This is a genomic window from Bradyrhizobium sp. Ec3.3 (assembly GCF_000472925.1).
Taxonomy (GTDB): domain Bacteria; phylum Pseudomonadota; class Alphaproteobacteria; order Rhizobiales; family Xanthobacteraceae; genus Bradyrhizobium.
This window is the reverse complement of record NZ_AXAS01000065.1, coordinates 15,610-33,152: the sequence shown is the minus strand read 5'-3', so window position 1 is coordinate 33,152 and position 17,543 is coordinate 15,610. Positions and strand designations below refer to the sequence as shown.

The following is a 17,543-nucleotide window of genomic DNA, read 5'->3' as shown; positions in this document are numbered from 1 at the left end:
GCAAGCGGGATATTGGTGCAGCCGCGATAGGTGGCGACCGAATGTGAGGTTGATCAGCTCGGCAAACGAGCCGCGTCATGCAGTCGGGCTTGAATCTGGATACCGATACGTGTGAGAGAGGGAGAATGCTAATGCGTTGTGATTAGTAGCCGGCGGGCCGCTATCCCCTGCGGATTGCCTCTCGTTGATCTTCAGGGCGTTTCTGGTCCGGAGCGCCCTGCTCGCAAAGGTAGGTGTGCAGCGCCCGCACGCATGCATCTGCGTTCTTGTTGTCCCGCTTCTCGCGCGGAACGACGGTGAGATCGGCTTGGCGATAGTGGGGCGTGCGCTGCGCGACGAGTTCCTCGAAGCGCAGCTTCTTGATGGCCGACGTGTTGGAGCTCTCGGCGACGTCGCTATCCTCCGCCTTGTCGATGCGCAGCAACGGACGGCTGGTGTCCTTTGCAAGGCGCTTCCATATCTCATCTCGGTTGGTGTCGAGCCAGATCGACACCGCCTTGTCCTGGATGAGGCGCCGCGTTTCCTCGCGCTCGAACGCCCCGCCGCCGGTTGCCAGGACAACGTTCCCTTTCTCGACGCACTGCGCGATCGCGCTTGCCTCGCTGTCCCTGAACCACTGCGGGCCTTTGGCATCGAAAATCTTCGATATCGACATGTCGGTGGCCTGCTCGATCTGTCTGTCGGAATCGATGAAGGGCAGCCCCAGTCGTCTTGCGAGATACCGGCCGATGGTGGATTTGCCGGCGCCGGGCAGGCCGACGAGCACGATGGGCCGCGCACCGAGAGCAGCGACAATCTCTTTTGCAATGCCCGACCTCTCTGGCCTTCTTTTTTGTTCTTCGGCAGCGCGCAGTCCAAAGGCTGCGCTGGCGGCGCCTCTGAGACCCGCTTCACCGCCCCAATGGGGGATGTTCCTGGCGCCATCGGGGATGGCGACCTCCTTGCAGACGGCTCGCACGCTCTGAGTGAGCGCCTGCGCCTTACCTTGCTCCAGCGCATCGCCGCTCGCTTGCTTGCGAAGCTTATCCAGCTGCTTGTAGGTATCGTGATTGTCAATCTTGGCCTGGTAGCTGTCTGGCGTGTGGAACTCCACCTCGAAGCGGTAATCCTCCGGGGTGGCGAGCACGGTTTTGATGCCGACAAAGGTCGGATTGCGCATCCTGAACCAGTTGGTCGTGCTGACCTCGGCGTAGCCCCGCTCCTCGAACGCCAGCATGGCCGTCTTGAAGGCGCGGGTAAAATCCATGTCAGGGACTTCGAAGACATGGCGGACGGCGTTGCCGATCAGCTGTGCGACGCTGCCGGATGGGACGCTCATGCCGGTGAGCTGATCCCTGATGGAGCTCTCTGATCTCAACCTGCGATCGAGATGGGGCATATTCACCTGGACGGTTGCTTTCCTGAGGATTCCAACAACCCAGAGTGTCGTTGCGGTGATTTTCTCCTCTTTGGCCTGAGCGCGGTCAGCCTCCATTTGGGCGCGCTCCGAGGCCTCGGAGCGGGTCAGCGTGACGGTCACGGCGGAATCCTCAGCGGCAGGCTGTCGGCCAGAGGAGGCGGGCAGAATCTGCTTCTCCACCGCAAGCTTGATCGAGGCTTCCATGATTGAAGCCGCCAGCGTGGGATTGTCCTTCAGATCCTCCAAGGTCGCATCGGCATCGAACCTGCCCTGGTTGAGGGTCGCCGCCAGTCCCTTGCTGTAGGGCACGGACTGCAGACCTGGCGTCCGTTGCAGGAGCCGCTGAAGCGTTTGGCCCTTCTTCATGAAGATGCGAGCACCCGTGTCTGATTTATAGGCGTCGGTCCCGACTTTGATGCCGAGGCTCAGGAGGTTGGTTGCGCTTTGTAGGAGGTCGTCCGCGTTGTAACCATCCGGGCGGGGATCGATGCGCGCAGGATAATGGTCGAGCAAGGCCTGGACTCTATGGCGTGGGTCAGGCGTTGCCGGATAGGTTTCCGCCAGCTCCGGGAAAAGCTCAGAGAGCGCTGGGCTCAGCGTCAGCGTTGGGTCGCTCTCGCTTTCAACGCCCTCGGACAGGACCTGCTGATCCGCGCTCGCGGCCCACGCCTCGAGGTCGGAAATGAGCAGCTCGGCGACTTCGCCGGCGACCGGATGGTCTGCAGCCTCGATCTCGTCCCTCGCCCGCTCGAGCTTGTCCTGGATATCCTGGCCGCGCACCTGGTCCTGGTTCAACAGGGCCCAGATATCCCGCTTGAGCTCGTCGTGAATGCCCTCGAAAGTCCCAAACACGGCACGTTCGGCAAACCAGTGTCGGGCATCATGCGATTGGGCCAAAAAGTCTCGCTGCAGGCAGCTATAGATTTCCAAGACATCCTGTGTCGCAGCGAGGATCTGGCTGGCGCGACTGAAGTGGTAGCTCTCGCCCTCAATTGCCGGGGTATGCGACTTTGGCGGCTTGAGCGAGCGAAGTCCGCGCGCATGCACGACCTGATCGAACTGCCGGACATGCTCATAAAGCTGCGGCCGGTCGGCGATGACAATGGCGGTGTCCCCGTCGAAGTCACCGTCAAGCTTCTTCTGTTCACCGATCGGAACGGCCACCAACGAGCCCGGGGCGAACAGCTCGGTCGCCTGGAGGATGCCGACGCAGTCGACCGGCGTGTCCTCCGCTACGCGGTCCTTGCGCTTGGTCCAGTTCGAATGGGACTTGACGTCCTCGGCAGACATGACCAGGCCGTGGCCGGCGTGGTTGGCCGGCCACATCTCGTCCGGCACCACGATCAGAATGCCTTTGGCAAAAAACGTCGGATCGTCAGCTGACAAGTGCTCGGCTGACTTTTGGGCGACGTTAAAACTGTATTGCATGGCCACGCACTGATCCAGGAACGCGGCAGTCGAATCGCCATCAACCGCCGACCTCACTCGCTCGGCTTCGAACGGGCGCAAGTTGGGCTTGTCATAGGGGGACCGCCCGAGCAGCACGCCACTCGTTCCCGTCAAGGTGTCGCTTTTGAGCGTCGGCACATGAAGGCAGCCATCATCGGACGGTACGGCGACTGCGCCGGGACCGTCGATGTGTCCGGCCGTCACGGTGCGAAACAGCTCTTCAGACGTCAGCTTTTCCTCTTGCCTGTGTTCAAGCCAATTCATGGCCTTCTCGCGCGCCTCATCCGCCACCTGCGCGCTGCGCGGATAATGGTGCAGCGCGGAGGCCGGCAGCGATGATCGCCTTCCCTCACCGAAGGCATGCATCCGATCGGCACCTTCCCGATGGCCGGCCCGGCGAACCGCTGGCATACGCTCGGCCAGCGAGGCCTTGATGAAGCCACAGCCGTCATGGGGGCGCAGGGCAATCGGGCCTTGCGGCCCAATCAGCTGGAAGGGATGCTCCTCGGTGGCAGCGCGGTCCGGCAGCAGCAACAGGTTGAAGGTGCCCTCCAGCGCATAGTCGTGAGGCCCGAGATCTTTGATCGCCGGTGGTGCTGCAAACCCCCTGCGCTGAGTGTAATAATAGGCCTCTTTGAAAGGCGCCCAGGCGCGTGACAGCTGCTCGAACGCCGTGCCGGGTGCGGTGTCGGCATAGGGAATGGCCAGCAGCTTCCCTCCGGAAGACGCGGCTGGCTGCTCGCCTGGCGCGCGGGCGGCGATCTGCGACACGGTCGGTTTGGGTGGTTTTAACTTGCTGCCGCCGAACAGGTCCATACGGTATGGAACCCCCTCGACAGTGACCGTGCGCGCCAGCATGAAGGCGCTCGGCCTTGCCGGCAGTTGCACCGCGACCACCGGCAACGCCCCCGAGGTCAGGCGATGAAAAATCGAATACCGTGTCTCGGGCTCCGTGGCCACTCGCCGTCCCTGCAGGTCCACCACCGGCAACTGCATCAGTCCCGCTTCCCCCTGCGGCGGCCTCGGCTCGTGATCCATGGTTCGCAACACCTGATGGACGTCGAAGATGGACGCAGAATGTTGCGCCTTGATCCTTTCCGCATCCTGCACCATCAGCGCGTCGAGCACATCGACCGGGCTTTCCGCCTCGATCTGCGCGATCAGATTCCAGCTCATATTGGACAGATCGCTTTGGATGAGGTCGCGCGCGCCGGCCAGGATCTGCCTGGTCCCGCGCCGCAGCTCTTGCTGCCTCATCCACAAATCGGACCTCTTGCCCTCGACATACGGCCGTCGGTACAGAGTCTCCAGACTCGCACGCGCCTTGAGCACCTGATAGATCGACAGCGCGGGGCAGCGGGTCGCCAGTGGTCCACGGGTCCGCTCCGCATCGCTTGCTGCCAGATGCGCCTCGATCTTCTGCTCCACGACTGATTGCAGATCGTTCAGCAAGCCCAGAGCCTGTCTGCGGTGCCAGCGCAGCGGCTTCTGCGAGCTGCGGGCCAGCGGCAGCAGAGCTACGCACAGATTGCCTACGGTTTCGAGGTTGTTCTCGGTGGCAAAACCGGGGTGACGACGCAACTCCTCGAGCCGACCCAGGCCTGTGGGCGCGAGCGAACCGAGTTCGTCGAATAGCCTGGCCTTACCCAGCACCTTGAAAATGGTCGCGATGCTCAGAACATTGGCCTGCTCCAGGCGATCCGTCGCATAGTGAAGGTGGTGCGCCAGCTGATGGAGCCGATCGTTCAGCAGAGCGGTCTGTGTGATCTGTCCAGTGTCCTCCGCCCTCATGACACTTCGCCCGAGGGCATTGGCAATCATGCTGAGCTCAGGCGTTGTGAAAACACCGAAGCGCCGGCCTCTCGTACCGAGATTGCGCGCGATGTCTACTACTGCCTGGTGGCACGCCGCCTCGTCCGGCCACCTGCTAATGCCGTTCACCAGGTTCGTCAGTTCCTGCGAATTGAAATCGGAGAGCTGGTTGAGAGGCACCGCACCGGCGATGGCGACGACGGCCTCGCGGCAGGCCGCCTCGTCCGACCATTTGCTGAAACCGTTCACCAGGTTCGCCAGGTGCTGCTGAGTAAAATCGGAGAGGTCGCGGCAACTGATCTCACCGGCGATGGCGACGGTGGCCTCGCGACAGTCCGTCGCTTCCGGCCATTTGCTGAAACCATTGACCAGGCTTGCCAGGTGCTGCGGAGTAAAATCGGAGAGCGGGCGACGACGTACCTCACCGGCGATGGCGATTGCGGCCTCGCGACAGGTCGCCGCTTCCGGCCACTTGCTGAAGCCGTTCACCAGGTTCGCCAGGTGCTGCGGTGTAAAATCGAGGAGCCCGCGGCGACGGATCTCACTCGCGATTGCGACGATGGCCTCGCCACAATCCGCCGCTTCCGGCCATTTGCTGAAACCGTTCACCAGGTTCGCCAGGTNCTGCGGTGTAAAATCGAGGAGCCCGCGGCGACGGATCTCACTCGCGATTGCGACGATGGCCTCGCCACAATCGGCCGCTTCCGGCCATTTGCTGAAACCGTTCACCATGATCGCCAGGTCCTGCGATGTAAAATCGGAGAGCTGACGGCGACGGATCTCACCAGCGATTGCAACTGTGGCATCGCCACAGTCCGCCGCTTGCGGCCACTTGCTGAAACCGTTCACCAGGTTCGCCAGGTGCTGCGGTGTAAAATTCGCCAGGTGCTGCGGTGTAGAATCGGAGACGTGGCGAGGGATCGCACCCGCGATTGCGATTGTGGCGTCGCGACAGGTCGCCTCTTCCGGCCACTTGCTGAAGCCGTTCGCCAGTAATGCCAGACCTTGACTTTCGGCTTTCTGAAGTATCCCGCTTTCATCGCGACAAAATTCTGCGATTTTGACCGTTCCGTCGCGGCATTCCGTTGCCCGGGGATGCCGACCAAACGATGATGCGAAAAGGGAAAAGGCCCGAGGGTCGACCTGCGTCAAGAGCGCCTTGTCAAGCCGCGATACCTGAGCCGCTAGGGCTCGACAAGCTCTTATGCCGGCCTGACCTCCCGCGTCCCGGCTCACCGCGTTGCAAGTCGTGGCGTACCCCCATGACGATCGGATATTTTCTTCCAACTGCGCCACAAACCGAGCATCAAAATGGCCAGCTGCGGTTTGCAGAAATTCTGAAAGGTCCTTCCCCTTCAGCTCCCCGTTGTGATGCACCACTTTACGTGAGAAAATACCGATGTTGCGAGCTCTGGCGATTTCTCTTAGCGCCGCATTCAGTTTATCTGAACGCCTAAAATGCCTTTCCGATATTGCGGCTTGGACGTTCTGCACAGTCGCATGGTTGATACGCGGCCTTTCTGGTACATCACTTGGGTCGGAGACGGATTGGCGATGTGCCGGCAGCGCGACTCTTTGCGAACTTTCGGCCGCTCGATGGGCGTGCCACCGACCGCCATCCGAACGCGACAGACTTGCTTCCCGATTTGGCGCGCCTCTGTAAGATCCATGTTGCGATTCCGAGCCGTCACGCGGGATTGGCTGCGCAGGCACATCGCCCATGCGCCACCTTCCTAGCCTGCCACTTCGCTCGGGCACGGATTGCGTATCCGGCGGAAGCGCCGCTCTTTGCGAGCTTTCGGCCGTTCGATCGGCGCGCCACGGCTCGCCATCCGAGGGCAAGGAGTCCGCCTCGCCACGTGGTGCGCCACTGTCAGGTCGACAGGGTCGCTGCGAGCCTGAACCCTGGACGACCTGCGATGGCACATCGTGCACGCGCCCTCCTTCTGGTCCGCCACGCCGATTGGAGACGGATTGCGTGTGCTGCGGGCGCGCGCTTGTTTGCGAGCTTCCGGCCGCCGGATCGTCACGCCAGAGCTCCTCATCGGAACGCGACGAACTGGATTCCGGCAAGGAGCGGAAACGACGACGGCTTCCACCCATTGCGCCCTGCAGCGCAGCGCGAAGGATACGATGCGCGCCGATAGGGGGACCGGCAAACCGGTCCGCACCGCTGGCGGGTTGCGCGATACGCGATCTGGAAGCGCCTGAATCCTGAAGCTCAGAGCGAATCCGCTCCACAGCAGAATCGAATGATCGGGTCTCTTCGCCGGGGGCACGCGCCGCTCCTGCGCGAGAGCCGTCGGCGTCCCCACCTTCGTTGGCGCGTTCCGAACCGAGCGAATTCCCGCGCTCGTCAATGCCCCTCATAATCCAACTCCCGATTTAGAGGGACTGGGCTGCCTGCTCTCACGACTTCGAAAGTCATGCCGGCTCGGCCACCTATATCGGTCTTGTCTGACGTAGAGCTGACCGAATGGGAGCGCCGCGTCGAGCACCGAGCCGAGCATTACCCTCCTTCTGCCCGTCGATTCCAATCTTTGGTCCATCAGCTCACGACAATCCATTCGACTAGACGCCTGGCTGCTCGATCCGTCAGAGCCCTGGTCACACAGCAGACGAAAGCTCCAGATCCCTAGCTTAGCTACTTTCCGGCGCAAAATTCGGTCCGGTGAGCCTTGGAATAGAATCGGCCGGTGGGCTGAAAACCGCAAGGTCGGACGGAATTGCAAGTTGACGTTGGTTGCTGCTGATTCATTCTTGCGGATGAAACGCAAGCAAGCTCTCCGGGCCCGGCGGCTTGCCGATGACGTCCTCTACTGGCATTTTGTGCCTGCTCTGTAGAGATAATTTGGATCACCACCATTCAATCCGAGCGTTTCGCGACAGAAACCAGGCTAGAGGAATTTCGGGGGAGCGCCCGTCAGGAATCTTTGGCAGCGAGCCAGAACGAGCTGACAACAAGCTGACGTAAATAAACGCGCATTAATAGACCTCTACATCATCGGGCGACTTGGAGATGCCGCCTTGAACGAAGCAAGCGGCGTGCCGAACCGAGGCTGCGGCTACCGCAAGCATGCCATGAGAGGATAGCCTTCGAAGGGGCTTGATGCTCACGCAGCGTCAAATTGTACATTCTGCGCCTTAGCGTTTCCCGAGCACGTAAAAAGGGTCGAGGATGGTAGTCAACGCAGGCGATGGAGAAGACCAACCGCATACGGTGCTCAACTTCGCCACCGAACCCGGCCCGCTGATCGTCTTCTATGCTGTGAACGCAAATTCCGCCTTTTCGCTGCTACCGCCACATTCATGGTCGTGACCGTCTTGACAGGGATCGCATCCCTCGTGGTGAAGGGCCGCATGCTGATCACCAGCGTCAGCGTGCTAGCGTTCGGTACGCTGACGTTGGCTTTGCATGAGGATACGTTCATCAAGGTCGAGGCAACCATCGTCAGCGGACTGCTTTCGACGATTCTCGGTGGCGGACTTTTGTTCGGCCGCTCCTTCATGGTGGTGACATTGGATCGCATCCTCAATCTGAGCCCGCAGGGCTGGCGTGTCCTTACCTTTCGCTGGGTGATCTTCTTCGCAGGCATGACGATCTTGAACGAGGTCATCTGGCGAACCCAGACCACGGATGCCTGGGTGGCCTTCAGGACGTTTGGCGTGACGATGTTGCCCCTGCTCTTCGGTTTCGCTCTGATGCCGCTGACCAAGAGCTACGATGCCGCGGCTGTCGCGTTCCGCCCAATCATCTTTTGTCCAAGTCCACCAGCGCCTGCCCGAGTCGGAGTTCGGGATAGATGTCGAGGGCGGGCCAGTCGAATAAGAGACGATTGACGCGGCGAACGTTGCAATTGAGCGGCATCCCGTTTCGGCATGATCCAGAGCTGATCGGATCTGGTTCGAACAAGGGGATGCGCCGGACCTTAAAATCGCAAGCATCGACATCTCCTTCCAGGCAAAGTTCTCACCCTGCGCGTTCCTTCGGCGTTGTCCATGATGAACGGCCATTCGCAGATATGAGGCCCGTCAATGCTTGCAATTCGCGGCAGTGTTGCTGGCTACATGGACCAGTGTAGCGCCGGTGCGGCTATCGAGGATCCCGAGATCGAACGAGACGACAGTGGCGATGATGACGCACTCGCAGCGTGTCCCTCTGATCGATATGAAGCAGTCGGCTACACCGAGACAAAGCGCTGGTTCGAAGGATCCGGAGTTATGGAAGACGACTTCCAGACGTCGACGAGGAATTTGCCGCACACCCAGCGGAGAACGAGAGCGATTTCGTTCAAGCCGAGCCCATCTTAAGCAATCGTCGGCGTGATATTCCTTGTTTGGTCTGGATGGTGAACTTCTATGTGTCTCTTAAGTGGGGCAGGAATACGCGTGAAGTGCGGGTTGCATACCCTATTCCAAAGCGAAGGAGAGGAGCGTGGAGTCTAATAGAGGTGGCTTCTTTCCGGACCATGGAGATTGGAGCAGATGGTACACGGAGCAGATGGCAACGGAGCGCTCCGCGAACGTGCATGCTGAACAATCGAACTTTGAAGAGCAGCTGAGTGGGTTGCGAGTCAGTTCCGCTGATGCTGCCCCCGCAGAGGCTAATTCGCCTGATGCGCCCCCCGCAGAGCGGCATCGGAGTATCCGGCGCACTGGCGTCGGCGGCTCGATGCGGATGCCGCCAGGGTCCAACCTGCAGGACAATTGGGTCGGCGATCCGCGATTAAGCGTAGATGTTCCTCGGGCTCACCGTGGCTCGGCTGCCAGGCCCTCGCAGTCTGATTTGCGCGGCGGGCTGTTCGACAGCGCGCGCTACACCGCGCCATCAGAAGCGCCCCCTGCGGCGCGGACGAAGGATAACAAAAGCCGTGGACTGTTTTCGCGTGTTAAGTCAAAGCTCGGCAAAGCTTTCGGGTCGGGGCGTCGCGGAGAGTCGTCCGCTGGCTCGGCGTCCGATATGATCTCTTCGGAAATTCGCATCGATTTCGTCAAGCGCAACCGTGGTGAGGCGGAAGAGAGCCTTGAAGATTTCAGGGAAACTACGCGCCGCACGTCCGCGGCGGAGCGGGAGGTCACCACGCATGAGCCCGTCCATCACGGCAGCACCGCGTCCCGCATGTCGCAGGTTGCGCGAAAAGCCCCAGCAGACGCCGGGCCAACGACGGAACAGCTGACGGAATGCGAGCGAGGTCTGCGCCGTCATGAGATCGAGCAACTCCGTCAGCTGCGTCGGTATCAACGGGAGCAGCTGCGCCTTGCTGCGCAACCCGACCTGCCGCAAGAACATCACGTGCGGCATCCTCAAGCGTGCATAGAGATGGCCCGCGATAACGTGTTGGCAGAGCGCAATGGGTACGGCTCGGCTCTACCATTTCTCGACGGCGGTGCGACGCCAGGGAAGAATGCGGGATGGCTTGACAGGTACTTCCAGATGCTGAGCCGCTCCGCCGCTTCTCCACAAAGCGATCAGTACCGACGGGATCTGGAACGCTGCACGGATTTGGCCGCACACTACTTGGTCAAGACCGACTGGTTCGTAGATGCCCCGCTGCAACACCTCGTGCGCCTGGGCAGCCAGCTTAGCAAGCACCCGCGGAGAACCACGTGCATGCAAGCCGTAGCTTGGATCGCCGGTGAGGTGCTGGAACACGACAGCCTGCCGGAGTTGAGTGGCAAGAACCTGGCGTTGCTTGCGAACGCTTTCTCGAAGAACACCAGCAGCGATCGCTGCGAGCAGGCCGTGGCTCGCCTGGCACGCGTGCTGCTGCGTGAGCGGCTGGACCGAGACCTGACGGCACAAGGGGGCAGCCTCGTGCTCAACGCGATGAGCAAGTGGTCAGGCAATTCAGATTGCCACCGCGCTGTCGAACATCTCGCCGAGCGAATCGCACACGATGCAGACTTGACCTGGGAGATGGGGGGGCAAGCGCTCGCCAACTCGCTCAACGCACTGAGCAAGTGGCCCGACAGTCCCGCCTGTCAGAACGCCTGTGAAGGTCTGGCTGAACGAATCGCAAGTGATGCGGGCCTGGTGCGGGACATGGACGCACAAAATGTCACCAACTCGCTCAACGCGCTGAGCAAGTGGCCCGGCAGCCCCGCTTGCCGAATTGCCGGCGAGCGCTTGGGCGAACGGATCGCGAGCGACGATGCGTTGCTGCAGGAGATGAACGCCGAAGCGGTTGCCAGCGCGTTCAACGCCCTGAGCAAGTGGCGGGATAGTCCCGTCTTGCAGCTGACTTCCAGTTTCATGGCCGAGCGAATCGCCAATGATGCGCCCCTGCTCGAGGACATGGACGAACGCCATCTTGCCAACTTGCTCAACGCCCTGAGCAAGTTGCCCGAGAACCGTTCGTGCAAGAAGGCAGGCAGGCGCCTGGCCGAACGGATCACGCGCGACGACGCGTTGCTGCAGGAGATGAACGCGCGAGATGTCGCCCACTCACTCAACGCGCTCAGCAAGTGGCCCGACAGCCGGATCTGCCGGGACGCGGCCCAATGCCTGGCCAAGCGAATCGCAGGCGAGGCGTCCTTGGTCGATGATACGGACGCACAACATGTCGCCAACATGCTCAACGCCCTGAGCAAGTGGCCCGCCAACGAAGTCTGCCTGGATGCAACCGGACGCCTGGCCGAACGGGTCGTGAGCGAGGACACGTTGCTGCAGGGGATGAACGCGCAAGAAGTCGCCATGTCGCTCAACGCACTGCGCGGGTCGGCCCACGCGCCGGACTGGCGCTGGGCGTCGATTGCTCTGGCTGATCGAGCGGGTGGGACTGACCTTCCGTGGCGCGATTTCAACATGGCCGCGCTGGCGCAGGTCAGCAACGGCTTGTCGCAGCTGTCCCACTCAGCAGTGGATGCGGACGACGAGGCGGAGGTTCAAGCGCTGGCGCGCGCGAAGCTTCAGGGGCTGGCCGCGCACCTCGATCTGCATCGGGATCACTTCGAGACGGCGCAGGCCCAGGACATCGCCATGATCTTCAAGGCGATGGTCATTGAACAACTGCAACGCGACATGCGGCCGCTCGCCGTGCCGGCCTTGAACAGGGTGGCAAACCTGTGCCGCGAAACGGACTTGCGCGAGACGGACCTTGAATCGGTGGGTAACCTGTGCCTGGGCCTGCTGCCCCTGGCACGCAGCCAGGAACTCTCGCGCCATCACCGCCTGGCACTGTCTGTCTTCGATCAGATGCAGCCGATCGTCGCGCGCAAGATCGATCGTTTTCTGCAGGGACAGCAAACCGATGACCCAGCCACTGTTGCGAGCGCTGCGCCCGACGGCGAGCAGCACTCCACACGCTGCCCGGCACTGACCTTCTATCAGGTGCTCAAGACCTATGCAGTGGTGAGCAGGCAGTGGAAGCCGCGCAATGTCGAGGGGCAACGTTCGGCCGTGCGAGCTCACCGTGAGGAGCTGACCGCCTGGGTCACAGAGACGCTCGAGCGCACACGCGAGGCCATCGAGTCGGACCTCGGGCAAATGAGCTGGAACCTGATCGCGCAGATCGAAGCCGGCGATGAAGTGCTGAATGCGCTGGACCTGCACATGCTCTCGCACTTCGAGCAGCTCAGGCGAATCCATGAGCCCACCGAGTTCAGCGTGCAGGACGTGCATCAAAGCATGCGAACGCGGCCCGGGCGACCCCAGGCGCCGGCCCCTGGCGCAGGGGACACCAGGCACGTCGTGGTGGACATGCAGGGAAAGATGCTGAAAAGCAACATGGAGGACGAGAGCAAGCCGTACTCGCTGTTTGCGCGCCTGACCGGTCTGCCCCTGGTGGAGGTGCAACTGCCCGGTTCGCTGTCCGCGTTCATGCTGGCGCGCACCTTCGATTTCCTGGGCGAGCCGTGGCGCTTCGATCTGTTCGGCGGCAGCCGTTTGAGCCGAGGCGGCCAGCAACGGGCGTCCGGTATCCTGTCCGGCGACAGGGCGGCGGCGTCGATGCTGCCGGCGGTTCGCTATGCCGACACGGCCCCCGGCAGCGCTCTGATGCAGCTTGCCGCAAAACTCGCACCGCAGCGCGAGGACTGGTCGCGGATGCAACGTGCGCTGCTGGAGATGGTGCCGAGCGACCACGTGGTCGAGGGCACGCTGCGCATGGGCTTCATCGACGATGTGCCAGGGCCGCAGCACCCGTTCAAGCTGGCCGGACCAGGCGGCCAGTACATCGCCCTGTGCCCCAATGACGGCTGCGGCTTCCTCAAGTTCGAGGTGGCCATGCGCATTCCCGCGGTCCGCAAGCACTACGAGGCGTGGGTGGCAGTGCGCAGAGGCAATGCCGACGAAGAGCAACGCAAGCTCGTGGCCGAAGAGAGCGAGCTCAAGAGGCTGGCACCGCAGGCACTGCAGCACTTCCCATACGACGTGGAAGCTATCGCGGAAGCGCATCAAGCAATGCAGCACCGCCTGCACAACCTGGCCCGGCAGCAAGGAACTTCTGCTGCCGGACAGGCGGGCCTCGGCATCGATTCGGTAATGCTCTATGACCTGACCGTCAGCGGCGGCTATGCTGGTCAGAAGATACGTGCCGTGCCGTCCGCCGACAACAATTTGCATCTGCCGAGCCAGCGCAGCGCCGCCTTCGACGGGGCAGGCGGCGCGCTGCTGCTCGGCAAGCCGCCGTACGACAAGGAGAACCTGCTGCCGGTGCCCGAGCACCGAGTCGCCACCACAGCCCAGGGGGATGCAACAGCTCACTTCCTATCGAGGTGCTTTGCCATCCAGTACAGCTACACCGGCTTCAACGACCACTCGGGCGAGGATGCCGAGATGCTGCACAGCAAGGGCATGCTCATCATCCCACCCAAGGGGTGCTGGTCGCCCGCGCACGAGAACATGGACCTGGTGTGCTCGAAGGAGGACCTGAAGACCTTGTCGCGCTGGACCGACGGGCGCGACCGCGCTGCCACCGCGAGCGACATGCTCAGCACCGGCAGCCTGCGCGTCAAGGAGATCGTGCAGCCCGGTCGGCTGGGAGCGTTGCCGATCGATGAACTGCGCAAGCGCAACATGGATTGTGACGGCGATGATGCCTTCGTGTATGCGGGCTACCCGAAGCTGGCGACGCTGATCGAGCGCGTGATGGACGAGCGCGCCGCGCGGCGCGGCCAGCCCCGTTCCTTCAAGCCGCCGAAGACGGCCACGCCAGCATTCGACGCTGACAGTGGGCACTACCGACCGGGGCGTGCGTCCGAGATCTTGGCCGAGCAGCGCGGACGCAAGCTGATGGGCACGGCCAGCACTCTGGCAACGCGCTTCCTGTCGCAGCCCGGCGACCTGCGCGAGGCGATGGCGCACAGCATGATGTTCGGCACGTACGATGGCGTCGAACGGTCGCTGCGAAACAGCCTGACCTCCGTTCTCGAGAGCGCACAGCCCGACCCGCAGGCGCTGCATCCATTGGCGATGCAGGCGTACCAGGCGATCGGCCGCGCGCACATGCCCGAGGCGCGCGAGGCGGCCATGCTGCTGTATGGGGAGGTCTTGCGGCGTTACCAGGCCTCGGGGCAGCCCATGGCATCGGGGCCTGCCGAAGTTTCCGCAGCGCTGGCCCAACGATTCCCGGACTTGGCACAAGCCTACGTCGAGGCCATCGACACTCCGGCACGCATCCACGCCATCCTGGACAACTACCCGGTGTGCCGGCTGTCGCACGAGCAGTTCCCCGATGGGCAGCCCGGGTTGGTCCCCGGTGAGCCGGAGCTGACGATGCGCAACCTCTTCACCATCGCAATCAAGGTCGGCACCGACGCGCTGAAGTCCGATACCGGCACGGCGTTATTCTCCAAGGTGATCGAGGCATGCGAACGCCAGGAAACCAGGTTCCCTGATCGTGTACGCAATGTGCCTCACGGCAAGGAGACGGCCCGTGCGATGCGCCTCAACCGCTTCGATCCCGACCAGGCCAAGTCTGTGTTGCAACGCATGCCAACCATGGCTGCAGGCGTCATGCATAACGCCGTGCAATTGCTTGAGCAAGCAGGCATGCTGACCCCGCCGCCAGCACCTGTTGAGCGGCTTGGCAAAACATCTCGAGCACAGGTCGCGCAAGCCGCAGGAGCATTGTTCGAACGTGCGCAGCAGATGGAACGCGAAATCACGCCAATGCTGAAGCAGGTCGTGTCCACCTTTCGGGCTGATCTCGCCGGCCTGAAACACCGGCAGAAATCCAAGGGCTCGCTGCGCGCAAAACTCGATTCGCTGATGGCAGCCAGGAACAAGACCCTCGAAGAGGCCGTTGCTGCTGTCAACGATGCCCTGCGCTACAGCGTGGTGCTTGCGCCGCAGGACTTCACCGAGGGGTGCCGCCGTATTCTCGCGACGCTGGACCAGCTGGGGCATGCCAGGACGGCGCTAACCAACCACTTCAACAAGAGGAACGAAGCGTTCAGCGCGGTGAGCGTCACCCTCCGCAGCCCGGCTTGTGCACCGTGGGAGATCCAGTTCCACACGGCCGAGACCTTTGAGCTGAAGGAGCGCTATCACGATGTTTACAAGCGCGCTCAGGAGATGCTCCTGCAGGGCGCACCGCTCGCGCTACGACGCAAGGTCACGCACGAGGCTTGGCTAGCCGTCCGCAACATCTCGATACCGCCTGGATGCGACGAGATCGATGATTGGCAGGAGCATAGCTACGCACACGGCGCTGAATCGTGGAACGCGCCTGGTTACCAAACCGGCGACATGCGACCGACTGGCGCGCAGGGCTGGGGTGGCACCAGCCATGCCGAAAGCACGGGACCATCAGAGATGCCCATCGGTTATGGGGAGCGTCATTTCGACGAAAGCGATCCGTGGCAGCACGCCAGCACTTCCGGCTACGACGAGCACAGCGCCGCCGGATTCGGCGTACCGTTCGCCGCACATCACCAGGCGCCGGCACAGGCACTCGCGGGGGCATCGCTGGCTGACTTGCCTGTTGGACCGTTGGGGTACACGCTCGAAGCGCTTTTGGGGCTCGTCAATGCCGACGTGGGGCAGGCCAGCGGCCAAGGACTGAATTGCCTGCTGGACACGGTTCTTCAATTTGCCCACAACACGAGGCGTCAGGACTACGAAACGCGGCAGACTCGGCAGCTTCAGCAACAGGCTCAGCTGTTGCGGAACAACCTGGTTCAAGTCCGCGCGGTCGATCCGCATGGCTACATCGACCTTTACAGCGCTGCAGGTGTCGGGGTCATGCTGGCCAACCATTTTGGCCTGCGCATTCAAGCCATCGAGGCAAATGCGAGTGGCAGGCTGACCGTGCATCCTGTCCTGGGCCAAGAAGGTCGACTGGTGCACATTCTGCACACGCCGGGGCATTTCCAGCCGTTGTGGCCTCGGCACTAAAAAGCCTACTTGACGGCGGCTGCAGTTTTGCTGGGCCTTCTGGCTGTGATTGCTCTGGGTGCGCCGGATATGATCCAACGGCTGCCGCGGGCTCGCCCCGTCAGTACGCCCGATCCGCCGCAGCGCTGACCCGGGTATCAAAGAGCCATCCTCCTCCGATTCAACGTCGATATTCTGCGCTGCGCCTGCTGTGCGGCGCGGCAATCAAAGTGAGAGTGCGTATTTGCCTCACGTAGTGATGCTCCCGAGTACGCTCGGTTGCCTTCTTTATTTTTGCTCCCGGTTTGGGTGAGGAGGAGGCCGGGTGCGGAGTTGGCCAGGGTTTCGGAGCGCCCGGCCTCCTCCGCTGGTTCCTGGCTATCACTGGGGTATTGTGACCTCGTACGACGACGACGTCTTCTCCGAGGGGACGAATAGCAATGCGTTTGCTTGCTCGCTGCGCCAAGATTTCACGCGGCGCTGAAGCGTTCGAAGAAGCTTGTTCGGATGGCTCCGGGATATTCAACCTGCAACCGAGAGAACATTTCACTACCGGTCCGCCAGGGCTCGGCCTCAAACCATTTTCGCAAATCCGGCGTTACTCGGGTGAGCGGGTCGGGACGCCGCCGCCCTCTTGTCGTTTCAAGTTGCCCCTGGGCCCGCTTCACGCCTGCGGAGATCTCATACGAGAACTCCTGATGTAATGCGCTCTAAATTCTTGCACCAACCAATCGAGCGCCGGCTCAATGCGTCGCACGACAAAGACTCAGTCGCCAAGACAATCATGCGTCGCGCTATCGAACAAGCGGGGTCGATCAATTCCGCGACTGGCCTTAGTTTGAAGCCGCGGCTTGGGCCAGATCACACCCCCAGGTACCGCACTCGCAAGCACCGTCATGACCTCCAGTCTGAACAACCAATCTTCAATCTCCTCTTCCGCTCTTTTTATCTCGTCGAAGAGCGACAAGTTCTTGTCAAATTCTATTCCCTCCTTGCGCAGGTTCAACAAGGCGCCGGCCGCGGCCCACCAAGCCAGCCGATCGCGAGGAAGCGACATGGCCTCCTGCAGGCCGGCCATATCGCCGCGTCGAATCCCTTCGGCAACGTAGGCGCCAAAAGTAGTTGCGCGCTCCCAGTCCTCGCGACCTTCGTCGGCAACCTCACCAATGAGCGCCCGGACCGGCCTGAGCTGTTCGAAATCCACATACGGCAACAGCGCCTTCAACAGCAACCAACGCCCGTAGTCTTTGATGCGTGGTGCATCCCTCAAGCACCGTCGAACCAACCGCTTCGCTTCGGAGCCACTTAGCGCAGCGATCAGAACATACTCGTACTTGGCGAGAGCAGCATCATCTGAAGAATTTGTCCCGTACGGGAGCGGAACGGCTCCTAACGAGAAATCGAGCAACTCATCGAGTGCCTGCCCCTGAAATAGCGGAGCGAGAACGGTCAAGCGGATGGCTCGCGTATCGGCGTCGCCAACGCTTATTGCAGAGCGCAACGCTCTGGCGGGGGATACGGCACCTATCCTGACTGCAAGTGCCCAAGCGCTCGGCGGGAGGTCCC

The 17,543-nt window shown here is 61.9% G+C and carries 4 protein-coding genes and 1 pseudogene; 2 read left to right on the top strand and 3 right to left on the bottom strand.

Going from position 1 to position 17,543, the window contains the following annotated elements:
- Window positions 1-160: 160 nt before the first annotated feature.
- A complete protein-coding gene (gene xopAD, locus YUU_RS53175) occupies window positions 161-5,812 on the bottom strand; it encodes a XopAD/skwp family type III secretion system effector (RefSeq protein WP_371260558.1) in 5,652 nt (1,883 codons plus the stop codon).
- A gap of 2,157 nt (window positions 5,813-7,969) precedes the next feature.
- On the opposite strand from xopAD (YUU_RS53175), the gene YUU_RS53170 reads away from it, so the two are divergent.
- Window positions 7,970-8,500 (top strand): inner membrane-spanning protein YciB, encoded by a 531-nt coding sequence (locus YUU_RS53170; protein WP_063621803.1) that lies wholly within the window; start codon window positions 7,970-7,972, stop codon window positions 8,498-8,500.
- 1,120 nt (window positions 8,501-9,620) lie between these two features.
- Complete coding sequence (gene xopAD / locus YUU_RS0138540) at window positions 9,621-15,998, top strand: XopAD/skwp family type III secretion system effector (RefSeq protein WP_084801755.1); 6,378 nt, start codon at window positions 9,621-9,623, stop codon at window positions 15,996-15,998.
- A 360-nt stretch (window positions 15,999-16,358) separates the two neighbouring features.
- Here xopAD (YUU_RS0138540) and YUU_RS57280 read toward each other — a convergent pair.
- A pseudogene (locus YUU_RS57280) lies at window positions 16,359-16,624 on the bottom strand (ISNCY family transposase); the annotation flags it as partial.
- 119 nt (window positions 16,625-16,743) lie between these two features.
- On the bottom strand, window positions 16,744-17,430 hold the full coding sequence (locus YUU_RS0138535) for a hypothetical protein (protein ID WP_156944756.1): 687 nt from the start codon (window positions 17,428-17,430) through the stop codon (window positions 16,744-16,746).
- Between the last annotated feature and the right edge of the window lie 113 nt (window positions 17,431-17,543).